Source organism: Streptomyces sp. NPDC046939 (genome assembly GCF_040644575.1).
Lineage (GTDB): Bacteria > Actinomycetota > Actinomycetes > Streptomycetales > Streptomycetaceae > Streptomyces.
Genome location: NZ_JBEYWV010000019.1, coordinates 76,856 through 96,448, shown reverse-complemented (window position 1 = coordinate 96,448; position 19,593 = coordinate 76,856). Strand labels below are relative to the sequence as shown.

Annotated in this window: 20 protein-coding genes; 6 read left to right on the top strand and 14 right to left on the bottom strand. The window is 70.6% G+C overall.

All coding sequences use genetic code 11. The annotated features are described in order from the left end of the window. Positions 1–3: 3 nt before the first annotated feature. The 3 genes from mqnE to ABZ877_RS21585 all read right to left on the bottom strand — a co-directional run bounded on the left by mqnE (position 4) and on the right by ABZ877_RS21585 (position 2,475). The gene (gene mqnE / locus ABZ877_RS21595; protein ID WP_361073623.1) at positions 4–1,167 is read right to left on the bottom strand and encodes an aminofutalosine synthase MqnE; all 1,164 of its coding nucleotides are present in this window, start codon (positions 1,165–1,167) and stop codon (positions 4–6) included. A gap of 73 nt (positions 1,168–1,240) precedes the next feature. Then, on the bottom strand, positions 1,241–1,696 hold the full coding sequence (locus ABZ877_RS21590) for an Lrp/AsnC family transcriptional regulator (protein WP_361073621.1): 456 nt from the start codon (positions 1,694–1,696) through the stop codon (positions 1,241–1,243). 101 nt (positions 1,697–1,797) lie between these two features. Next, positions 1,798–2,475: a UbiX family flavin prenyltransferase gene (locus tag ABZ877_RS21585; RefSeq protein WP_361073619.1), complete on the bottom strand. Its 678-nt coding sequence runs from the start codon at positions 2,473–2,475 to the stop codon at positions 1,798–1,800. 79 nt (positions 2,476–2,554) lie between these two features. On the opposite strand from ABZ877_RS21585, the gene ABZ877_RS21580 reads away from it, so the two are divergent. Beyond that, positions 2,555–3,184 carry a rhomboid family intramembrane serine protease gene (locus ABZ877_RS21580; RefSeq protein WP_361073617.1) on the top strand — a complete coding sequence of 210 codons (630 nt, stop codon included), beginning with the start codon at positions 2,555–2,557 and terminating at the stop codon, positions 3,182–3,184. 59 nt (positions 3,185–3,243) lie between these two features. After that, a complete protein-coding gene (locus ABZ877_RS21575) occupies positions 3,244–4,002 on the top strand; it encodes a hypothetical protein (protein WP_361073615.1) in 759 nt (252 codons plus the stop codon). On the opposite strand, the gene mqnP is transcribed toward ABZ877_RS21575, so the two are convergent. Genes mqnP through ABZ877_RS21560 form a run of 3 tightly spaced genes read right to left on the bottom strand, consistent with a single transcriptional unit; the run spans position 3,992 to position 6,796 of the window. Then, positions 3,992–4,897, bottom strand: a complete 906-nt coding sequence (gene mqnP / locus ABZ877_RS21570; RefSeq protein ID WP_361073613.1) for a menaquinone biosynthesis prenyltransferase MqnP — start codon at positions 4,895–4,897, stop codon at positions 3,992–3,994. The two genes, ABZ877_RS21575 and mqnP, sit on opposite strands and share 11 nt — an antisense overlap. Then, a complete protein-coding gene (locus tag ABZ877_RS21565) occupies positions 4,894–6,348 on the bottom strand; it encodes a menaquinone biosynthesis decarboxylase (protein ID WP_361073611.1) in 1,455 nt (484 codons plus the stop codon). The genes mqnP and ABZ877_RS21565 overlap by 4 nt, the downstream gene beginning before the upstream one ends. 46 nt (positions 6,349–6,394) lie before the next feature. Continuing rightward, the gene (locus tag ABZ877_RS21560; RefSeq protein ID WP_361073609.1) at positions 6,395–6,796 is read right to left on the bottom strand and encodes a hypothetical protein; all 402 of its coding nucleotides are present in this window, start codon (positions 6,794–6,796) and stop codon (positions 6,395–6,397) included. Between the two features lie 125 nt (positions 6,797–6,921). Between ABZ877_RS21560 and ABZ877_RS21555 the strand changes: the two genes are divergently transcribed. Continuing rightward, the gene (locus ABZ877_RS21555; protein ID WP_361073607.1) at positions 6,922–7,311 is read left to right on the top strand and encodes a PLD nuclease N-terminal domain-containing protein; all 390 of its coding nucleotides are present in this window, start codon (positions 6,922–6,924) and stop codon (positions 7,309–7,311) included. A gap of 11 nt (positions 7,312–7,322) precedes the next feature. Here the strand turns inward: ABZ877_RS21555 and ABZ877_RS21550 are convergent, their stop codons facing one another. From ABZ877_RS21550 to hemL, 8 genes are all read right to left on the bottom strand, one after another. Continuing rightward, positions 7,323–7,829 (bottom strand): SRPBCC domain-containing protein, encoded by a 507-nt coding sequence (locus tag ABZ877_RS21550; protein ID WP_361073605.1) that lies wholly within the window; start codon positions 7,827–7,829, stop codon positions 7,323–7,325. A 25-nt stretch (positions 7,830–7,854) separates the two neighbouring features. After that, positions 7,855–8,955 (bottom strand): c-type cytochrome biogenesis protein CcsB, encoded by a 1,101-nt coding sequence (ccsB, locus tag ABZ877_RS21545; RefSeq protein ID WP_361073603.1) that lies wholly within the window; start codon positions 8,953–8,955, stop codon positions 7,855–7,857. Next, complete coding sequence (locus tag ABZ877_RS21540; protein ID WP_361073601.1) at positions 8,952–10,718, bottom strand: cytochrome c biogenesis protein ResB; 1,767 nt, start codon at positions 10,716–10,718, stop codon at positions 8,952–8,954. Before ABZ877_RS21540 ends, ccsB begins: the two co-directional genes overlap by 4 nt. A 3-nt stretch (positions 10,719–10,721) precedes the next feature. Further along, a complete protein-coding gene (locus ABZ877_RS21535; RefSeq protein ID WP_361073598.1) occupies positions 10,722–11,486 on the bottom strand; it encodes a cytochrome c biogenesis protein CcdA in 765 nt (254 codons plus the stop codon). Between the two features lie 6 nt (positions 11,487–11,492). Continuing rightward, positions 11,493–12,113, bottom strand: coding sequence for a TlpA disulfide reductase family protein (locus tag ABZ877_RS21530; RefSeq protein WP_361073596.1), 621 nt, complete (start codon positions 12,111–12,113; stop codon positions 11,493–11,495). Positions 12,114–12,191: 78 nt separating this feature from the next. Then, entirely contained in the window at positions 12,192–13,478 is a 1,287-nt protein-coding gene (locus ABZ877_RS21525; protein WP_361073594.1) for a hypothetical protein, read from the bottom strand. Between the two features lie 165 nt (positions 13,479–13,643). Continuing rightward, positions 13,644–14,351: a histidine phosphatase family protein gene (locus ABZ877_RS21520; protein WP_361073592.1), complete on the bottom strand. Its 708-nt coding sequence runs from the start codon at positions 14,349–14,351 to the stop codon at positions 13,644–13,646. Further along, entirely contained in the window at positions 14,348–15,673 is a 1,326-nt protein-coding gene (hemL, locus tag ABZ877_RS21515; protein WP_361073590.1) for a glutamate-1-semialdehyde 2,1-aminomutase, read from the bottom strand. Before hemL ends, ABZ877_RS21520 begins: the two co-directional genes overlap by 4 nt. Before the next feature lie 250 nt (positions 15,674–15,923). Between hemL and ABZ877_RS21510 the strand changes: the two genes are divergently transcribed. The 3 genes from ABZ877_RS21510 to ABZ877_RS21500 all read left to right on the top strand — a co-directional run bounded on the left by ABZ877_RS21510 (position 15,924) and on the right by ABZ877_RS21500 (position 19,581). Further along, on the top strand, positions 15,924–16,514 hold the full coding sequence (locus ABZ877_RS21510; protein WP_361073588.1) for a hypothetical protein: 591 nt from the start codon (positions 15,924–15,926) through the stop codon (positions 16,512–16,514). Between the two features lie 225 nt (positions 16,515–16,739). Then, positions 16,740–18,047, top strand: coding sequence for a glycosyltransferase family 4 protein (locus ABZ877_RS21505; RefSeq protein ID WP_361073586.1), 1,308 nt, complete (start codon positions 16,740–16,742; stop codon positions 18,045–18,047). Next, complete coding sequence (locus ABZ877_RS21500) at positions 17,995–19,581, top strand: hypothetical protein (protein ID WP_361073584.1); 1,587 nt, start codon at positions 17,995–17,997, stop codon at positions 19,579–19,581. Before ABZ877_RS21505 ends, ABZ877_RS21500 begins: the two co-directional genes overlap by 53 nt. Positions 19,582–19,593 lie beyond the last annotated feature (12 nt).

Genomic DNA, 19,593 nt, shown 5'->3' with positions numbered 1-19,593 from the left:
TCCTCAGACCCGCATCGGCTGCGGCTCGTCACGGCGGGCCGGGTCCGGTCCTTCGTACTCACGGATGATCTCGTAGCGGGTGTTCCGCTCGACCGGACGGAAGCCGGCGTCGCGGATCAGGTCGAGCAGGTCCTCGCGGGTCAGCTTGGACGGCGTGCCGTAGTTGTCCGCGTCGTGCGTGATCTTGTACTCGACGACCGAGCCGTCCATGTCGTCCGCGCCGTGCTGGAGCGCGAGCTGCGTGGTGTGCAGGCCGTGCATGACCCAGAAGCACTTCACGTGCGGCACGTTGTCGAACAGCAGGCGGGAGACCGCGAAGGTCTTCAGCGCCTCCGCGCCCGTCGCCATGGTGGTGCGCGCCTGGAGGCGGTTCCTGACCTTGCCGTCCTTCATGTCCACGAAGTCGTGCTGGTAGCGCAGCGGGATGAAGACCTGGAAACCGCCCGTCTCGTCCTGCAACTCACGCAGGCGCAGGACGTGGTCGACGCGGTGGCGCGGCTCCTCGATGTGCCCGTACAGCATCGTGGAGGGCGTCTTGAGGCCCTTCTCGTGCGCCAGGCGGTGGATACGCGACCAGTCCTCCCAGTGGGTGTCGTGGTCGACGATGTGCTGCCGGATCTCCCAGTCGAAGATCTCGGCGCCGCCGCCGGTCAGCGACTCCAGGCCCGCGTCGATCAGCTCGTCGAGGATCTCGGACGCGGAAAGGCCCGAGATCTTCTCGAAGTGGTGGATCTCCGTCGCCGTGAACGCCTTGAGGCCGACGTTCGGCAGGGCCTCCTTGAGCGCCTTCAGCGAGCGCGGGTAGTAGCGCCACGGCAGGTTCGGGTGCAGGCCGTTGACGATGTGCAGCTCGGTGAGGTTCTCCGACTCCATCGCCTTGGCGAGCTTCACGGCCTCCTCGATGCGCATCGTGTACGCGTCCTTCTCGCCCGGCTTGCGCTGGAACGAGCAGTAGGCGCACGAGGCGGTGCACACATTGGTCATGTTGAGGTGCCGGTTGACGTTGAAGTGCACCACGTCACCGTTCTTGCGCGTGCGCACCTCGTGGGCCAGACCGCCGAGCCAGGCCAGGTCGTCCGACTCGTAGAGCGCGATGCCGTCCTCGCGGGACAGCCGCTCACCGTCCCTGACCTTCTGCTCCAGCTCGCGCTTGAGCCCTGCGTCCATGCCCGTACCTCTCCTCACCAACACGACCCTTAAGTCCGCTCCACCGTACGCCCACCCTCGGACAGCGCCGCGCTCACACCTCCTCGGGCAGCTCCCCCACCCGGTTCTCCCACTTCGTGGAGAGCACGATCGTGGTGCGGGTGCGGGAGACGCCCTTGGTGCCGCTGAGGCGGCGGATCGTCTTCTCCAGGCCGTCCACGTCACCGACGCGCACCTTGAGCATGTACGAGTCGTCGCCCGCGATGAACCAGCAGTCCTCGATCTCGTGCAGGTCCTTCAGCCGGTGCGCGACGTCCTCGTGGTCGGCCGCGTCGGAGAGCGAGATGCCGATCAGCGCGGTCACGCCGAGACCGAGTGAGGCGGAGTCGACGGTGGCCCGGTAGCCGGTGATGACACCCGCCGCCTCCAGGCGGTTGATGCGGTCCGTGACGCTCGGCCCGGACAGGCCGACGAGACGGCCCAACTCCGCATACGAGGCGCGGCCGTTCTCGCGCAGGGCCTGGATGAGCTGCCTGTCCACGGCGTCCATAGGTCCAAAGCCTTTCATTGTTCAGCGTTGACGCGAGCTTACGTACGAAAACCAAGGCGCACGGGGATAACGCCTGCAATTAACCGAAGCCGAGCGGTGCGTTACGGCTGACGAGAGCCCCCCAGCTCTCCCTCCCAGCGGCGGTACAGCGTGTGCGGCACCCCTGCCGCGTCGAGGGCCCGGCCCGCGACGAAGTCCACCAGATCCTGGATGTGCGTCGCGCCCGCGTAGAACGCCGGGGAGGCCGGCAGCACGATCGCGCCCGCCTCGTCGAGCGTCACGAGGTGCTTGAGCGTCTGCCCGTTCAGCGGCGTCTCACGGACCGCGACGATCAGCCTGCGGCCCTCCTTGAGCGTCACGCTCGCCGCGCGCTGCAACAGGTCCTTCGACAGGCCGAGCGCCACACCGGCCACGCACGCCGTCGACGCCGGGACGATGATCATGCCCTTGACCTGGTACGAACCCGAGGACGGACCCGCCGCGAGGTCACCCGCGGGCCAGTACCGCACGGCGCCGGTGTCGATGTCGCCGAACGTGTCCGGCTTGCCGTCCGCGCCCCGCGCCAGCCACTGCGCGAGGTCCTCGCGCCAGTGCGCGTCCCGGAACGCGATACCCGTCTCGTCGAGCAGGGTGAGCCGTGAGGCGCGGGAGACGACAAGATCCACGGCCTCGCCCGCGTCGATGAGCGCACGCAGCACGGCGGCGGCGTACGGGGTCCCGGATGCGCCGGACACCCCGACCACCCAGGGCCTGCGGCTCGGTGCGTTAACGTGCTCCACACCACGAGCCTATCCGGCGCCCCCGCAGGGGAACTTGAGCAGGGGCCGTGGCCGTTCTCCATCGGGGGGTGGGGCAGAGATGACGGACAGCACGAGCCGCACGAGCGGCGGCGGTGTACGAGGCACGGGCACGGGCCGCGCGCTGGCCGCGGGCAAGCTCATGGCCGGGTGGGTGGCCCTGCTGTGGCTGCTCGAGATCGTCGACACGGCGTCGGGGCACGCCCTCGACCGCTTCGGCATCCAGCCGCGCGACCCCGCCGAGCTGGTCGACGTCGTCCCGGCGTCGTTCATCCACTTCGGCTTCGACCACGTCGCGGCGAACTCGGTACCGCTCCTTGTCCTGGGCTTCGTCGCCGCGCTCTCCGGGATCCGGCGCTTCCTCCTCGCCTGCGCCCTGATCATCGTCGCGGACGGGCTCGGGGTGTGGCTGGTGGCGCCCGCCCACTCGAACACGGCGGGCGCGTCGGGCCTCATCTTCGGCCTGTTCGGCTTCGTGGTCCTCAGCGGCTTCGTCGAGCGCAGACCGCTCGGCATCGTCGTCGGCATCGCGATAGCCGCCTACTGGGGCACAACAATCCTGGCGGGCCTCTCCCCGACGAACGAGGGCGTGAGCTGGCAGGGCCATCTGATCGGACTGGTGGCGGGGGTGGCGGCGGCCTTCGCGGTGCGGCGCCGCCCGGAGCCGAGGCGCACGGCACTGCCCACCTGAGTACCCGGCTGAGTACGCGGGCCCATGCGGCAGGCCGCGCGCCTCGCCACAGTGTGGCCATGAAGGCCCTCTACATCGTGCTCAGCGGGGCGGCCGCCGTCGTCGCCCTCGTCCTGGTCCACGTGCTCGGCATCCCCGCCGAGACCCTGCTGCTCGTGCTGGGCGGCGCCGTTTGCCTGATGTGGCTCGTGCTGCTGCTCACCGTGCCCTGGAACCTGTACTTCCGCGCCCGTTCCGTCGTGCACGAGGCGCGCGTCAGCCGGGAGAAGGGGCTCAGCGTCCCCGCTGACCGGGACGCGGAGGCCGGGCGGATCGCCGAGGTGATGCTGCGCCTGGCCGTCGGCGCGCATGTCGTCACCGGAGCCGCCACGGTGTTCGCCGCCTGGGCCACCGGGCGCGAGGCCGGCTACTGGCTCGCGGGCGGCTACCTGGCCAGCACCCTGTTCCGCCCGGCCGGTGCCTGGTTCTCCGCGCTGCGGCACCGTCTGACCACGCTCCACGGCGAGGTGCGTTTCCCGCGCGACGACGTGGCCGGCCTGCGCGCCACGGTCGACGGGCTGCGGAAGGGAGCCGTCGTCCTGGAGGAGAAGGCCGAGGAGACGTACCGGGTCCTCGGCGAACTGCGCCTCGCCGTGGACGCCGTCGGCCACTCCGCCCACGAGCGCGCCGACCGCACGGATCAGCGCATCGACACGCTCAGCCGTGAGTTCGAGGCGGTCGTGAACCGGCTGACGGACAACCAGGAGATCATCGGCGGGCTCAAGGCGTTCCTCCGCCTGGTGCGCGCCGATCTCGGCCCCTCCGGGATCACACCGTGAGGCCCCGCACCAGCAGGTCGAGGAGGGCGCACACGAAGAGGGCGATGCCGATGAAGCCGTTGACCTGGAAGAAGGCTCGGTTCAGGCGGGACAGGTCGTGCGGCTTCACGATCGTGTGCTCGTAGAGGAACGCCCCCGCGACGATCAGAAGGCCGATCCAGAAGAAGACCCCGGCGCCGGTGGCCAGCGCGTACCAGACGAACAGGGCCGTGACGACGGTGTGGCAGGCGCGGGCGCCCCAGATCGCCGCCGGGATGCCGAAGCGGGCCGGCACCGACATGACGCCGATCTCGCGGTCGGTCTCCACGTCCTGGCACGCGTAGATCAGGTCGAAGCCGCCGATCCAGATGCCGACGGCGAGTCCGAGGATCACCGCGTCCCAGGACCAGGACCCGGTGATCGCGATCCACGCGCCGATCGGCCCGATCGCCTGCGCGAGACCGAGGATGGCCTGCGGGAAGTTCGTGAACCGCTTGCCGTACGGGTAGACGACCATCGGGATCACCGCGACGGGCGCGAGCGCGAGGCAGAGCGGGTTCAGGAGCGCCGCCGAGGCGAGGAAGACGACGAGCGCGATCAGCGCGCCGGTCCACGCCGACTTCACCGACACCGCGCCCGTGACGAGTTCACGGTGCTTGGTGCGCGGGTTGCGGGCGTCGATCTCGCGGTCGATGATCCGGTTCGCCGCCATCGCGAACGTCCGCAGGCCGACCATGCAGATGGTGACCAGGAGCAGCCGGCCCCAGTGGATGTTCTTGTCCAGCTCGAACATCGCGGTCAGCGCCGCGATGTAGGCGAAGGGCAGCGCGAACACCGAGTGCTCGATCATCACCAGGCGCAGGAACGCCTTGGTGCGCCCCGGCTGCTGGGGCAGGATTCCTTCAGCGGCGCTCACGAGAGTCCGTACTCCTTCCAGCGGCGGTCCACAAGGGCCGCCGTTCGGGGGTCCGAGACGACCATCTCGGGCCAGCCCCCGTCACGCGTGTACCCCTCCTCGGGCCACTTCCGCGTCGCGTCGATGCCTGCCTTGCCGCCCCAGAACTGCTGGTAGGAGGCGTGGTCGAGGTGGTCGACCGGTCCTTCGACGACGGTGAGGTCGCGCGCGTAGTCGGTGTTGCCGAGCGCGCGCCACGAGACCTCGTGGAGGTCGTGGACGTCGCAGTCGGAGTCGACGACGACGATCAGCTTGGTCAGCGACATCATGTGCGCGCCCCAGATGGCGTGCATGACCTTCTGGGCGTGCTTGGGGTACTTCTTGTCGATCGAGACGATGGCGCAGTTGTGGAAGCCGCCGGACTCCGGCAGGTGGTAGTCGACGATGTCGGGGACGATCACCTTGAGGAGCGGGAGGAAGAAGCGCTCCGTGGCACGGCCGAGGGGGCCGTCCTCGGTCGGCGGACGGCCGACGACGATCGACTGGAGCAACGGCCGCCTGCGCATCGTGACGCAGTCGATCGTGAGTGCGGGGAACGGTTCCTGCGGGGTGTAGAACCCCGTGTGGTCGCCGAACGGCCCTTCGGGCAGCATCTCGCCGGGCTCCAGCCAGCCCTCCAGGACGACCTCGGCGTTGGCCGGTACCTGGAGCGGGACCGTCTTGCAGTCGACCATCTCGACGCGCTTGCCCTGGAGGAACCCGGCCAGCATGTACTCGTCCATGTCACCCGGCAGCGGCGCCGTCGAGGCGTATGTGACGGCGGGCGGGCAGCCGAAGGCGATGGCGACGGGCAGCTTCTCGCCCTTGCGGGCGGCCACCTGGTAGTGGTTGCGGCTGTCCTTGTGGATCTGCCAGTGCATGCCGATGGTGCGCTTGTCGTGGCGCTGGAGGCGGTAGAGGCCCAGGTTGCGCACGCCGGACTCGGGGTCCTTGGTGTGGGTGAGGCCCAGGTTGAAGAAGGAGCCGCCGTCCTCGGGCCAGGTGAACAGTGCGGGCAGCTTGTCCAGGTCGACGTCGTCGCCGTGCAGGACGACCTCCTGCACGGGCGCGTCCTTGACCTTGCGCGGCGGCACGTGGGTCATCGCGCCGAGCTTGCCGAACGCCTCCCGGATGCCGACGAACCCGTGCGGCAGCTCGGGCTTGAGCAGGCCGCCGATCTTGTCGCTGATCTCGCTGTACGACTTCAGGCCGAGCGCCTTGAGGAGTCGCCGGTCGGTGCCGTACACGTTCATCGCGAGGGGCATCGACGCGCCCTTCACGTTCTCGAACAGCAGGGCCGGGCCGCCGGACTTCTGCACGCGGTCGACGATCTCACCGACCTCCAGATGCGGATCGACCTCAGCCTTGATGCGCTTGAGGTCACCCTCGCGCTCCAGCGCCCGGAGCAGGGAGCGAAGATCGTCATAAGCCATGCCATCCAGTTTGTCATCCCTGATGGCCGATCTTGCCGGGGGTGGCTCAGCGCCCGGCGCGGTCCAGCTCGGCGGCATGCGCGCGCAGGGCGAGGGCGACGGACCCGGCGGTGCGCAGGGAGGCTCCGACGGCCGCGAGCGGGGCGCCGATCAGCAGCGCCGTCACGGGGGCGGGCCAGTCACGGCCCTCCGCGCACAGGGCGGCCTTGCGCCGGGCCACCCGGTCGTAGGGGCCACCGGCGTCGTACACACCGTCGCGGTCGGCGACGGCGGGGCCCGAGCAGTCGACGCTCCAGACCCGGGTCTCGTACGGCGCGAACATCTGGTAGGCGGCGTACCCCCAGCAGATCCCGGCCGCGACGAGCAGACCGACGCCCCACGCCCGCTGCCGCTCGGCCCGGAGCCGGAAACGGTCCTCGACCACCGCGGGATGCAGCGCCCCCGTCATGGTTCCCCCTGTCCACCCCGCGGTTGCCCACGGGGAGTTCTCGTGCGATGTGGGCCAGACGCTACCCTGGCCCCGCTCTCACGCACCCAGCACTTTCACCACATCTCCCGGGGGGACCGTTTCTCATGCTCAGGTATCTGCCGTTCCTGTTGGTCCTGGCCCTGTGGATCTACGCGTTCATCGACTGCCTGAACACCCCCGAGGAGGAGGTGCGCGGCCTGCCGAAGGTGGTGTGGGTGATCATCATCCTGCTCTTCGGCGAGGTCCTCGTCGGCCCGGTCGCCTGGCTGGTGGCGGGCAAGCGCCGGCACGCCCCGGCCGGGGGCTCGACTCCGTCCGAGTGGCACCGCAACCACCGCACCCGCTTCGTCGCGCCCGACGACAACCCGGACTTCCTGAACTCCCTCAAGGAGGAGAACAAGAAGGACGAGGCGCTGCTCAAGGACTGGGAGGCGGACCTGCGCCGCCGCGAGGAGGAGCTGCGGCGGCGCGAGAAGGAGCAGGGCGAGGGCTGACGCCCCGGTCGCTAACGGGCCGCGTACCGCTCCCGCAGCGACCGCCAGCGCTCCGGCGTCCACGCCTGCCACGCCTCGCCGGTCATGGGGCGGCCGTCGAGCGCGTCGAGCAGGTGCAGGAAGTGGTCGTGCCAGCCGGCCAGGCAGTCCAGGCGCAGGGCGTCGTCACCGTCGAACTCGTTGGTGAAGCGCAGGGTGGTGGCCGGTTCCAGGTGGCAGCGGATGCGGCCGTGCACGCCGCCCAGGGTGTACTCGGCGACGCGCTCGACGTCCCAGGCGGTGATCCGGCCCTGGTGCGCGCCGCCCCCGTTGAGCCAGCGCAGCGTGACGGCGCCGCCGAGCCGGGGTTCGAGGACGTCGGCCGCCGCCAGCCATCCTTCGAGCCCCTCCGGGGTGGCGACGGCCCGCCACACCTGTTCGACCGGGTGCGGCAGGCGCAGGGTGAAGAACAGGGTGTGGACGGTGCCGTCGGTGCGGCTGATTCCGGCGGGTACGAGGTTCTCGCGCGGCTCGGTCATGCGTCCAGCTTGCCGGGGCGACGCCTCAGACGCCCGCGTACGAGTGCTTGCCGGTGACGAAGATGTTCACGCCGTAGTAGTTGAACAGCCAGCAGCCGAACGCGACCAGCGCCAGGTAGGCGGCCTTGCGGCCCTTCCACCCGGCGGTCGCGCGGGCGTGCAGGTAGGCGGCGTACGCCACCCACGTGATGAAGGACCAGGTCTCCTTGGGGTCCCAGCCCCAGTAGCGGCCCCATGCGTCACCGGCCCAGATCGCGCCCGCGATGATCGTGAACGTCCACAGCGGGAAGACCGCCGCGTTGACGCGGTAGGAGAACTTGTCCAGGGACTGCGAGGCGGGCAGCCGCTCCATCACCGAGGTCGCGAACTTCCCCGGCTTGCCGCCACTGGCCAGCTTGTTCTCGTAGGAGTCCTTGAACAGGTACAGGATCGTGCCGACCGCGCCGACGTAGAACACCGCGCCGCAGAAGATCGCCGTGGAGACGTGGATGTACAGCCAGTACGAGTGAAGGGCGGGAACCAACTGGTCGCTGGCGGTGTACAAGACGGTGACAGCGAGACCGAGGTCGAGGAGGACCGTGGTGACCAGCGGCAGGCCCAGCCAGCGGACGTTCTTCTTCAGCGCCAGCAGCGTCAGGTACACGCCGACGGCGACGGTGGAGAAGGTGATGTTGAACTCGTACATGTTGCCCCACGGCGCGCGCTGCACCGACAGGGCGCGGGTGAGGACCCCGGCCGCCTCGATGAGGAAGGCGAGCGCGGTGAGCGAGATGGCGATACGGCCGTAGAGGTCGCCCTGCTCGTCGCCGCCGGAGGCGCCGGGCCCGTCGGGCACGTCGCGTGAGCCCGCGGCGGCCCGGGTGACGACCTCGGGCCGCTCCAGGACCGCGGTGGTGCCGTTCTTCTTGACCTGGACCCGCACCGCGGCGGCGGTGTCGGCGGCAGTGTCGGCGGCGGCGGTCTTGCCGGTCAGGGCGGCGGCGGTGCGGCCGACCTTGCTGCGGCTGCCGAAGATCCACTCGGCCATGTTGGCGAAGAACGCCAGCAGATACACGGCCATGGACGAGTAGATGAGGACGTTACTCGTGTGCGCCAGGGATTCGTTGGTTGCGGCGGCGAGAGTCACTTCTCAGCCCCTTCGGCGGAAACAGCGGCGGATGATGCGGTGGTGTCCTGGGTGCCCGGGACGTCCGGGTTCTCGGCGGGCTCGGGGGCGCTCGGCGCCTGGGCGTGCACATGGCCGACCAGATCGCCCAGCTCCTCGGGAAGCTTCGCGGACTCGCTGCGGCCGAGCCCGGCCATCTCGACGACGGTCACCCCGTCGGGGCCCTCGACGGCGCGCACCCAGACTCGGCGGCGCTGGATGAACAGGGACCCGGCGAGCCCCCCGATGGCGACGATGGCGCCACCGAGCGCCCAGCCCTGACCGGGCTGGTGGGAGATCTGGAAGGTCACCCACTCCTTGATGTCCTTGTCGAAGGTGATGGAGCCCGCCCCGTTCGGCAGCTTCATCGTCTCCCCCGGCAGCAGACGGGCCTTGAGCGTCTGCCCCTTGGAGTCCTTGAACTCCTTCATGTGAGAGGTGTCGAGTTGGTACACGTTCTGCGGAAGCCCCGCGTCCACCCCGAGGTCACCGTGCATCGCGTTGAGCGCGAGCACGGGGAAGTCCAGAGCGGGGAACTGGGAGAACATCGTGCCCTTGCCCGCGCCCGCGAAGGTCGGCACGAACCAGGCGCTGAAGCCGAGCTGCTCCTTCTCCCCCTTGGCGTTGCGGTAGCCGTCCATCACCTTGATGGCGCCCTGCGAGGAGATGTTGGAGTCGATCGGCAGCATCGGCACGGCCTGCCGCGAGACGACCTTGCCCTTGCCGTCGCGGACGGTGACGTTCACGGCGTAGCCGTGGCCGTTGAGGAAGATCTTGGTGCCGTCGATGTCCAGCGGGTGGTTGGACTCGATGGACGTCTTCCTGACCTTGCCGTCGGCGCCCTCGCTGTAGCTGACGTCCGCCCGGAAGGTGCGCGGGGTGCCCTTCTCGGGGCCGGTGCGCGCGTAGGTCGCGGTGAACTTGTCGAGGGTGAAGTTGAACGGCGAGAGGTCGCGGTCGCTGTCGAAGAGGTTGCCGGACTTGAAGTCGTCGTACTGCGGCAGCACGTTGGAGAAGCCGTCGCCCTCGACGACGAGCTTGCCGCCCTCGAACTTGAAGAGCTGGCCCCAGGCGAAGGCGATCAGCATGACGATCAGCGCCATGTGGAAGGCCAGGTTGCCGACCTCGCGCAGATAGCCCTTCTCGGCGGCGACGGCGTTCCCGGCGAGGTGCGCGCGGTAGCGGCGCTTCTTCAGGAGCGCGAGCGCGGCGGTGCGCACCTGCTCCGGGTCGGTCTCGGTGCGCCAGGTCGCGTACGCGGGCAGCCGGTCGAGGCGCTTGGGCGCACCCGGCGGGCGTCCGCGCAACTGGCCGACGAACTGCCAGGTGCGGGGCACGATGCAGCCGATGAGCGAGACGAACAGCAGGATGTAGATCGCGGAGAACCACACCGAGCTGTAGACGTGGAAGAGGCCGAGCTTCCCGTAGAGCGGCCCGAGCGTGGTGTGCGCCTTCTGGAAGTCGCTGACCTTGAGCGGGTCGGTGCCGGACTGCGGGATCAGCGAGCCGGGGATGGCGCCGAGCGACAGCAGGAACAGCAGGATCAGCGCGACCCGCATCGAAGTGAGCTGCCGCCAGAACCAGCGGACCCAGCCGATGACGCCGAGCTTCGGCAGGTTCGGCGCCCGGTCCTCCAGCGGCGCGGTGGAGAGCTGGGAGCCGGCCTCCTGCTCCGTGCTGTCCTGCTCTGCCGTGCCGGGGCTCTGCGGGCTCTGCGTGCTCTCAGGGGTGTGCGTCTTGCTCATAAGTCAGATTCCCACCTGGAAGCCGGTGGACCAGGTCCGCATCTGCCCGACGAGGCTGTCCCAAGCCCCTGTGAGCAGAAGGATTCCGGTCAGGATCATCATGATGCCGCCGATGCGCATCACCCATGTGTAGTGCTTCTTGACCCAGCTGAAGGCGCCGAGGGCCTTGCGGAAGGCGATGGCGGCGAGGACGAACGGGACGCCGAGACCGAGGCAGTAGGCGACCGTCAGTATCGCCCCGCGCCCCGCTCCGCCCTGCGTCGAGGAGAGAGTGAGCACGGAGCCGAGGGTCGGGCCGATGCACGGGGTCCAGCCGATGCCGAACAGCGCCCCGAGCAGCGGGGCGCCCACCAGCCCGGCGGCGGGCTTCTTGTGGATGCGGAACTCACGCTGGGTCATCCAGGGCATCAGGCCCATGAAGAAGACGCCCATGAGGATCATGAGCGCGCCGAGCACCTTGTTCAGGACGCCCTGGTACTCCTGCAGCGTCTGGCCGAAGTAGCCGAACAGCGCGCCGCTCGAAACGAACACGACCGTGAAGCCGAGCACGAACAGCGCGGCACCGGCCGCCATCCGCCCCCGCCGCTGCTCCATGAGGTCGGTGCCGGTGATGCCGGTCACGTAGGAGAGGTAGCCGGGGACGAGCGGCAGGACGCAGGGCGAGAAGAAGGAGACGAGGCCGCCGATCAGCGCGATCGGGATGGCGAGGAGGAGCGCGCCGTCCGTGACCGTGTCACCGGCGGCGAGGGTGACGAGCGTGGGGGACACCGTCGCTCACTTCTCCGCGACGACCGGGTCGAGCATCTTGCGCAGGCTCTCCTCGCTGAGCGGCTTCAGCGAGCGCGCGGCGATCTTGCCCTCCCGGTCGACGATGATCGTGGACGGGATGGCCTGCGGGTTGAGCGTGCCCTTCTCGAAACTGAGGAGCAGCTTGCCCGTCGGGTCGTAGTAGCTCGGGTACGTGACGTCGAAGCTCTTCTCGAACTCCTTGGCCGGGCTGGTGCTGGTGTCCCGCGTGTTGATGCCGAGGAACTGCACTCCCTGCTTCTCGCTCGCCTTGGCGACCTTGACGAAGTTGGGCGCTTCGGCGCGGCACGGCGGGCACCAGGAGCCCCAGACGTTGAGGACGACGACCTTGCCCTTGTAGTCGGAGAGCTTGAGGGCCTTGCCCTCCAGGTCCTCACCGGTCAGGTCGGGCGCGTCGTGCCGCTCGCCCTTCTTGACGGTGGCGATGCCGCCGGAGCTGGTCACGAAGTTGGTGTTGTTGCCGCCACCGGAGGTGCCGCCGGAGCCGCACGCGGTCAGCGCGAGCGCCGCGACGGCGGCGCCTACGGTCAGCTTGGCGGCGCGGCGCGAGGTCGCGGGGGTGCGCGGGGTGCGGCGGGCGGCACTCATGTGAAAAGTTTCGCATGTCTGTTTAGGGGATCTTCCGCACCCCCCTCATGGACGGATAAGTCCAGTTCAGGCGGTGTTTTACGAGGGATTGGCAGGCGCGCCGGCGGACTGCTTCCCGGTGGGCTCCGTGAGGAACGTCCGCCAGCCTTCGGCGGGCTTCTGCCCGACGTCGAGCGTGCGGAGCTTCGCGAGGACCCGCGGGTCCTGCGCGTCCATCCAGTCGACGTACTGCCGGAAGGAGACGAGGCGTACGTCGCTGTGTTTGTCGGCAGCCGCGGCGATGTGCTTGAGCGCTTCCTCGACGGCGTCCATGTAGATGCCGCCGTTCCACTCCTCGAAGTGGTTGCCTATGAAGAACGGCGCGCGGTTGGTCTCGTAGGCCCGCTGGAAGCCGGATATGTAGGCGTCGGTGGCCTGCTTGCGCCAGCCCGGGTAGTTGTGCGCGGGCGCCTTGGTGGAGTTGAGGGACTGGTTGGCCAGCATGTTGTAGTCCATCGAGAGCACCTCGAAGCTGTGCCCGGGGAACGGGACGGCCTGCAGGGGCAGGTCCCAGATGCCGTTCTTCTTGTCGGGCCAGCGCTGGTGGCCGCCGGGCGAGGAGGCGTCGTAGCGCCAGCCGAGCTCGCGGGCGGTGGGCAGCAGGTTGTCCTGGCCGAGCAGGCAGGGGGTGCGCCCGCCGACCAGCTCCTTGTCGTAGTCGAAGGGGAGCGGGGGCTCGTCGTGCCAGCCCGTGTTGGTCCGCCACTGCTTGACGAAGGACGTGGCCTGGTCGATCTCGCTGCGCCACTGCTGCGGTGTCCAGTTGGCGACGGTGCCGGAGCCGGTGCAGAAGTGGCCGTTGAAATGGGTGCCTATCTCGTGGCCGTCGAGCCAGGCCTGGCGCACGTGGGTGAGCGTCGCCTTGATGTGCTCGTCGGTGAGGTAGCCGATGTCGGAGGCGCCGACGGGGTTGTTCGGCCCGTGGTAGAGCCGCTTCTTCGACTCGGGCAGCAGGTACAGGCCCGAGAGGAAGAAGGTCATGTGCGCGCCGTGGTCCTTGGCGAGCTTGAGGAAGCGCGGGAAGAGGCCGTTGCCCACCTCGCCCGCGCCGTCCCAGGAGAAGACGACGAACTGCGGCGGCTTCTGTCCGGGTTCGAGCCGCTCGGGCGCGGCGGGTTGGTGCGGCTGCTTCCCGGTGTAGGCGGTCGAGCCGTCCCCGATCGGCTTCGCGGCCGGCCGCTTCGGTCCTCGCGTACTTCCGGAGTGGCTGCCGGGCGAGACGGTCGGGGCTCCGCCCGAGCCGCCGGATCCGCATCCGGCGAGCGCCACCGCAGTCGCCGCCCCGGCGCTCAGACCGAGAAGTCCCCTACGGCTGACATCGCGCATAACGTCCTCATTCGTCGCACTGTGCACCCGTTCATGGCGGGCACACAGTTAGAGGGCGCGATCAAGACGCGGGTTCCGGCAATTCGTAGGTATTTGCGATGTTATGTGTGGAGATGGCAAAGGCCGCCGTCGGGCGACGGCGGCCCGTGCTCCGCAGGTCAGGGCTCAGGCGCCGAAGGCCTTGCCGCCCTGGGGCTGCCGGGCGCCCTTCTTGCCGCCGGCCAGCAGATGGGCCGGGACGAGGTCGCGGGCGGGCTCGGTGTAGCCGACCGACACGATCTTGTCACCCTGGTAGGTGAAGGTGGTCAGCGAGGCGAGCGTGCACTGCCGCTTGCGCGGATCGTGCCACAGGCGCCGCTTCTCGACGAAGCTGCGCACGGTCCAGATCGGCAGCTGGTGGCTGACGCAGACCGCCTCGTGGCCGCGGGCGGCGTCCTTGGCGGCGTCGAGCGCGCCCATCATCCGCACGACCTGCTCGACGTAGGGCTCGCCCCACGACGGCTTGAACGGGTTGACGAGGTGCTTCCAGTTCTCCGGGTTGCGCAGGGCGCCGTCGCCGACGCCGAAGGTCTTGCCCTGGAAGACGTTGCCCGCCTCGATGAGCCGCTCGTCCGTGTCCAGGTCCAGGCCGTGGACCTTGGCGATCGGCGTCGCCGTCTCCTGCGCCCGCTCCAGCGGGGAGGCGACGACGTGGGTGATGTCGCGGGAGGACAGGTGCTCGGCGACCCGGTCGGCCATCTGCCGGCCCAGCTCGGAGAGGTGGTAGTCGGGCAGCCGCCCGTAGAGGATCCCCTCGGGGTTCTCCACCTCGCCGTGGCGCATCAGGTGGACGACGGTGATGTCCTTCTCGGTGCCCTTCGTGCGCTCGCTCATGCCGTGGCCTCCGCGGCCGCGCGGGCGGCGGCAGGGAGCGCGGCGGCGACGCGCTCGACGGCCCGCTCGTCGTGGGCGGTCGAGACGAACCAGGACTCGAACGCCGAGGGCGGGAGGTAGACGCCTTGCGCCAGCATCGAGTGGAAGAAGGCGGTGAAGCGGAAGGACTCCTGGGCCTTGGCGCCCTCGTAGTCCCTCACCTCGTTGTCCGTGAAGAAGACGGAGAACATGTTGGAGGCGTTCTGCACGCGGTGCGCGACGCCCTCCTTGGTGAACGCCTCGGTGACCAGGGTGCGCAGCTGCTCGCTGACCGCGTCGACCTTCGCGTACGCGGCGTCGTCGAGCAGGCGCAGCTGGGCGAGGCCCGCGGCGGTGGCGACCGGGTTACCGGAGAGGGTGCCCGCCTGGTAGACCGGGCCGGCCGGGGCGAGGTGGGCCATGACGTCGGCGCGGCCGCCGAACGCGGCGGCGGGGAAGCCACCGCCCATGACCTTGCCGAACGTCATCAGGTCCGGCACGACACCGTCGACGCCGAACCAGCCGGCCTTCGACGTACGGAAGCCGGTCATGACCTCGTCGGAGATGTAGAGCGCGCCGTTCTCCTGGCAGAGCGCCTTCAGCCCGGCGTTGAAGCCGTCGAGCGGCGGGACGACGCCCATGTTGCCCGGCGAGGCCTCGGTGATCACACAGGCGATCTCGCCGGGGTGGGCGGCGAACGCCTCGCGCACGGCCTCCAGGTCGTTGTACGGCAGCACGATCGTGTCGACGGCCTGGGCGCCGGTGACGCCGGGGGTGTCCGGCAGGGCGAAGGTGGCGAGACCGGACCCGGCGGCGGCGAGCAGCGCGTCCACGTGCCCGTGGTAGCACCCGGCGAACTTCACGACCTTGGCGCGGCCGGTGAAGCCGCGGGCGAGGCGGATCGCGGACATGGTCGCCTCGGTGCCGGAGGAGACAAGCCGCACCTGCTCGACCGGGGCGACGCGCTCGACGATCGCCTCCGCGAGCGCCACCTCGCCCTCACCCGGCGTACCGAAGGAGGTGCCGCGGGCGACGGCCTCCTGCACGGCCGCGATGACCTCGGGGTGGGAGTGGCCGAGGATCATCGGCCCCCACGAGCACACGAGGTCGACGTACTCGCGGCCGTCGGCGTCCGTCAGATACGGACCGGTACCGGACACCATGAAACGGGGCGTACCGCCCACGGCCCGGAACGCGCGCACCGGCGAGTTCACGCCACCGGGCGTGACCTGGGCCGCGCGGTCGAAGAGCCCCTGCGAAACGGGTGCCTCATAGGGATAGGGGGTGTTGTTCGCCTCTGCCATGCCTCTCAGCGTACGGCCCGCTTCCCCGGCCCCCACCGCGCGGCTCCCGGGCGCCCTAGACTCGGGCTGTCAGGGCGCTGTACCGCTTCACTACGGCGGCCGGGGCCGGCCACTCGCGCAGTTGTCCCACTCGGACGTTTCGGCGGGTGACCGTGGGGGAGGTCACTGACACGATGATCGGGTTGCGCGTCGGCGGTCGCGCGGCCTAGAAAAGGGCCTGGCGCCCTGGGAACAGCAGTCGGGTGGAGATATGCATCGCGGTGGCGGCGGACTGGGCGAGGGGACCGACGACCTGGGCCCCCGGCGTGCCCGGCGGGGGAGGCACCGGCGCGAGGGCCACGACGAGACGGTGGCACGGGTCCGAAAAGCGACAGGCGGCGGGGACAGCGGAAATGGTGGCCGGGTGGGGGTGACGTACAAGTACTTCGGCGCGCCGGACGGCGCGACGGCGGCCCGCGTCCCGATCTCCATGCGTCCCGAGGAGCTCGGCGGTGACGAGCTGGGCATGGGCGGCATGTTCACGAAGATCAAGCCGGAGACGATGGCCGCGATGGTCCTCACCGGTATCGAGGGCATACCCCTGCACAAGGTCCCGCCGCTCGAACTGGTCGTCCTGCACCCGGACTACGCGGTCGTGAAGCTGCCGATGACGGTCGTCGACCCGCTGCGCGGGGTGGGCGAGGAGGCCGTCGGCGCGGCGGCGTTCATCTGGTCGACGGTCCCCGACCGCGGCGGCCCGCAGGACGCGTTCAACGTGTACCAGTTGCTCCACGAATGGCAGGACTTCAGCCACCGGCTGCACGACGCGGGGCATCAGGCGTACTGCCTGGTCTGGCCCTGATTCCGGCCCGGCGCTCCTCCCGAGCGGGCGCCGCGCCCACCCCCGTACACCCTGGCGTGGCCGTGTGCCGTCGAGGGCCGTCCCCTGATCGGGCGACCGCCAAGGGGCTTTTTACCCGGGCCTGCCCCTGTTCCGACGAGCGGCTTACCCGACGCGGGGAGACTGAGCCGGTACTCAAGGGGTGTGCGGGTCCTTACCGGGCGCCCGCTCGGGAAGGCACTAGTCATGAAGATCGTGTTCCTGCTGCACAACGCCTACGCGGTCGGCGGCACCGTGCGCACCACGCTCAACCTCGCCGCCGCGCTCACCGAGCACGGCGGACACGAGGTGGAGATCGTGTCGATGTCGCGGCACCGGGAGAGCCCGAGGTTCGCCGTGGACCCGCGGCTCACCCTCGTACCGCTGGTGGACACGCGGGCCGACGGCGCGGACACCCGGCTGGGCGCGTTCGTGGAGCCCTCGCGGGACTTCCCGGCCGCCGAGAAGCGGTACAAGCAGTACTCGCTCCTGCACGACCAGCGGGTCCGCGCCTATCTGGAGGAGCGGTGCGACGCGGACGTCGTCATCGCGACCCGGCCCGGCATCAACGTCTACCTCGCCAAGTGGGGCCCGCGCCGGGCGCTGCGCATCGGGCAGGAACATCTGCGCCACGACGCGCACGGCAAGAAGCTCCGCGCCGATCTCGCCCGGTACTACCGGCGGCTCGACGCGCTCGTGACGATGACCGAGGCGGACGCGGCGGTGTACCGGGCGCGGGTGCCGCTGCCGGGGGTGCGGGTGCTGTCCGTGCCGAACATCGTGCCGCCCGCGTCGGTCCCGCCCTCGGACGGCAGCTCGAAGATCATCGCGGCGGCAGGCCGGCTCGCCCCCGGCAAGCGCTACGACCTGCTCCTGGAAGCCTTCGCCGAAGTGGCCGCCGCGGCCCCGGAGTGGGAGCTGCGGATCTACGGCGGCGGCGCGCAGGAAGCCCATCTGCGGGCGCTCGTCGAGCGGTTCGGCCTGACCGGGCGGGCCCGGCTGATGGGCACGGTGTCGCCGATCGAGCCGGAGTTCGCCAAGGCGGCGCTGGTGGTGAGCGCCTCCGACGCCGAGTCGTTCGGGATGACGCTGGTCGAGGCGATGCGCTGCGCGGTGCCCGTGATCAGCACGGACGCGCCGCTCGGCCCCGCCGAGATCATCACCGACGGCGTCGACGGACGGCTCGTCCCGGTCGGTGACGCGCGGGCGCTCGCGGCGGCCATGACCGAACTGATCGAGGACCCGGAGCGCCGGGCGAGCATGGGCGCGGCGGCGCTCGCCTCCGCCCATCGCTTCGACCCCGAGCCCATTGTGGCGCGATATCACACCCTTTTCGCGGAACTCAGGGCCTCCCGATTCCGTCGAGCAGGGCGACGGTTCCGCGCCCGGGTGACCAACTGGGCGCGCAGGAAGGTCCGCTCGCTGCGTACCGCGCGGCCGGGCGGCCGAGGGGGGACAGCGCATGACCGCCGACGCAGTCGCGCCCATGGCACCGCGCAGCCCGGGCGCTCGTGAGGTGAACGCCCTCAAGACATCGCCCGCACGGCGGACCGCGCCCGCGGAGGCGTCCGCCCGCGCGCCGGGCGGCCGGTGGGGGGCCGCGCTGCGGTCCGTGCGGAGCGGCGACTGGCTGGCGGTCGTCGCCGTCCTGTACCTGGTGGCGCAGCTCGCGCTGGTCGTGCCGCGCCTCGGCCATGGGCTCGGCTGGGACGAGTCGGTGTACGTGTCGCAGCACGACCCCCGCAATCCGGCCGTCTTCTTCAGCGCCCCGCGCTCGCGCGGCACCAGTCTGCTCACCGCGCCGGTCATCGCGGCGACGGACTCCGTCGTCGTCCTGCGGGTCGCCCTCGCGCTGCTGTCGTCGGCCGCGCTGTACGCCGCGTTCCGCGTGTGGCGGCCGCTGGTCGGGGCGCGCACGGCGGCGTTCGCGGCGCTGCTCTTCGCCGGGCTGTGGATCGCCGTGCTCTCCGGCGCGATGGCGATGCCGAACCTGTGGGTGGCGTTCGGCTCGGTCGGCGCCGTCGGCTGGTTCCTGCGCGACGACGGCACCCGCACAGGCACCGGCGGCGACTCCCGTAAGAGCAAGGGCCGGTACTGGTGGCTCGCCGGATGCGTCGCCGCGGTCGCGCTGTTCCGGGCGCCGGACGCGGTCTGGCTGGTGCTCCCGCTCGCCGCGATCGCGCTGGTGCGGCGCGAGCGGCGCCGCACCCTGCCCTACCTCGCGGCCGGTCTCCTCGCGGGGCTCGCGCAGTGGGTCGTGGAGGCGTACGCGCGCTGGGGCGGCGTCGCCGAGCGGCTGCGCGTGTCCAGCGCCACCGAGGGCGACATGGGCCTGCACTGGAACATCGGCACCGCCTGGCGCGCGGTCAACGGCCCGCTGCTGTGCCGCCCCTGCACGGCGGGCAGCCCCGACTCCCCCGGACTCGCCCTGTGGTGGCTCGCCCTGCCGCTGCTCACGGCGGCGGCCGTCTACGTCGCGCTGCGCGGACGCCGCCCCGCGCCGACCCTCGTCCCCGTCGCCTGCGCCGCCGCGCTGGCGGTCCCGTACCTCCTGCTCATCGGCTACTCGGCGCCGCGCTTCCTGCTCCCCACCTACGCGCTGCTCTCCCTGCCGGTGGCGGTGCTGCTGCGCCGGATGCGCCGCCGCCGGGCGCTCGCGATGGCGGCCGTCGCGCTGGTCGTGCTCCAGTCGGCCTCGCAGATCGCCGTGCTGCACCGCGAGGTCGGCTCGACCGCGCGCACGGACGCCCGCTACGTCGCCGCCGCCGAGGGCCTGCGTTCCCTCGGCGTGACGCCGCCGTGCCTGGTGACGGGCCCGCGCGCGCTGCCCATCGGGTACGCGGCCGGCTGCGCGTCGGCGCAGACGCACGGGAACAACGCGTCCACAACCCGCGCCGAGCTGCTGCGCCGCGCCGCCGAGGTGCCGACGGCGGTCCTCACGCAGCGCGGCCACCGGCCGCCGAAGTACGCCAGGGACTGGACCCCGTACGAGCTTCCGCACACGCCGGGGTGGACGGCGTGGAAGGCGCCGTCCACCGGCCGACAGTAAGCGGGACCTGCG

Excerpts from the sequence above, each read along its gene's own strand:
- mqnE (WP_361073623.1), bottom strand. The coding sequence starts at position 1,167 with ATGGACGCAGGGCTCAAGCGCGAGCTGGAGCAGAAGGTCAGGGACGGT.
- ABZ877_RS21590 (WP_361073621.1), bottom strand. The coding sequence starts at position 1,696 with ATGGACGCCGTGGACAGGCAGCTCATCCAGGCCCTGCGCGAGAACGGC.
- ABZ877_RS21580 (WP_361073617.1), top strand. The coding sequence starts at position 2,555 with ATGACGGACAGCACGAGCCGCACGAGCGGCGGCGGTGTACGAGGCACG.
- ABZ877_RS21575 (WP_361073615.1), top strand. The coding sequence starts at position 3,244 with ATGAAGGCCCTCTACATCGTGCTCAGCGGGGCGGCCGCCGTCGTCGCC.
- ABZ877_RS21565 (WP_361073611.1), bottom strand. The coding sequence starts at position 6,348 with ATGGCTTATGACGATCTTCGCTCCCTGCTCCGGGCGCTGGAGCGCGAG.
- ABZ877_RS21560 (WP_361073609.1), bottom strand. The coding sequence starts at position 6,796 with ATGACGGGGGCGCTGCATCCCGCGGTGGTCGAGGACCGTTTCCGGCTC.
- ABZ877_RS21555 (WP_361073607.1), top strand. The coding sequence starts at position 6,922 with ATGCTCAGGTATCTGCCGTTCCTGTTGGTCCTGGCCCTGTGGATCTAC.
- ABZ877_RS21550 (WP_361073605.1), bottom strand. The coding sequence starts at position 7,829 with ATGACCGAGCCGCGCGAGAACCTCGTACCCGCCGGAATCAGCCGCACC.
- ABZ877_RS21540 (WP_361073601.1), bottom strand. The coding sequence starts at position 10,718 with ATGAGCAAGACGCACACCCCTGAGAGCACGCAGAGCCCGCAGAGCCCC.
- ABZ877_RS21530 (WP_361073596.1), bottom strand. The coding sequence starts at position 12,113 with ATGAGTGCCGCCCGCCGCACCCCGCGCACCCCCGCGACCTCGCGCCGC.
- ABZ877_RS21525 (WP_361073594.1), bottom strand. The coding sequence starts at position 13,478 with ATGCGCGATGTCAGCCGTAGGGGACTTCTCGGTCTGAGCGCCGGGGCG.
- ABZ877_RS21520 (WP_361073592.1), bottom strand. The coding sequence starts at position 14,351 with ATGAGCGAGCGCACGAAGGGCACCGAGAAGGACATCACCGTCGTCCAC.
- hemL (WP_361073590.1), bottom strand. The coding sequence starts at position 15,673 with ATGGCAGAGGCGAACAACACCCCCTATCCCTATGAGGCACCCGTTTCG.
- ABZ877_RS21510 (WP_361073588.1), top strand. The coding sequence starts at position 15,924 with ATGCATCGCGGTGGCGGCGGACTGGGCGAGGGGACCGACGACCTGGGC.
- ABZ877_RS21505 (WP_361073586.1), top strand. The coding sequence starts at position 16,740 with ATGAAGATCGTGTTCCTGCTGCACAACGCCTACGCGGTCGGCGGCACC.
- ABZ877_RS21500 (WP_361073584.1), top strand. The coding sequence starts at position 17,995 with ATGACCGCCGACGCAGTCGCGCCCATGGCACCGCGCAGCCCGGGCGCT.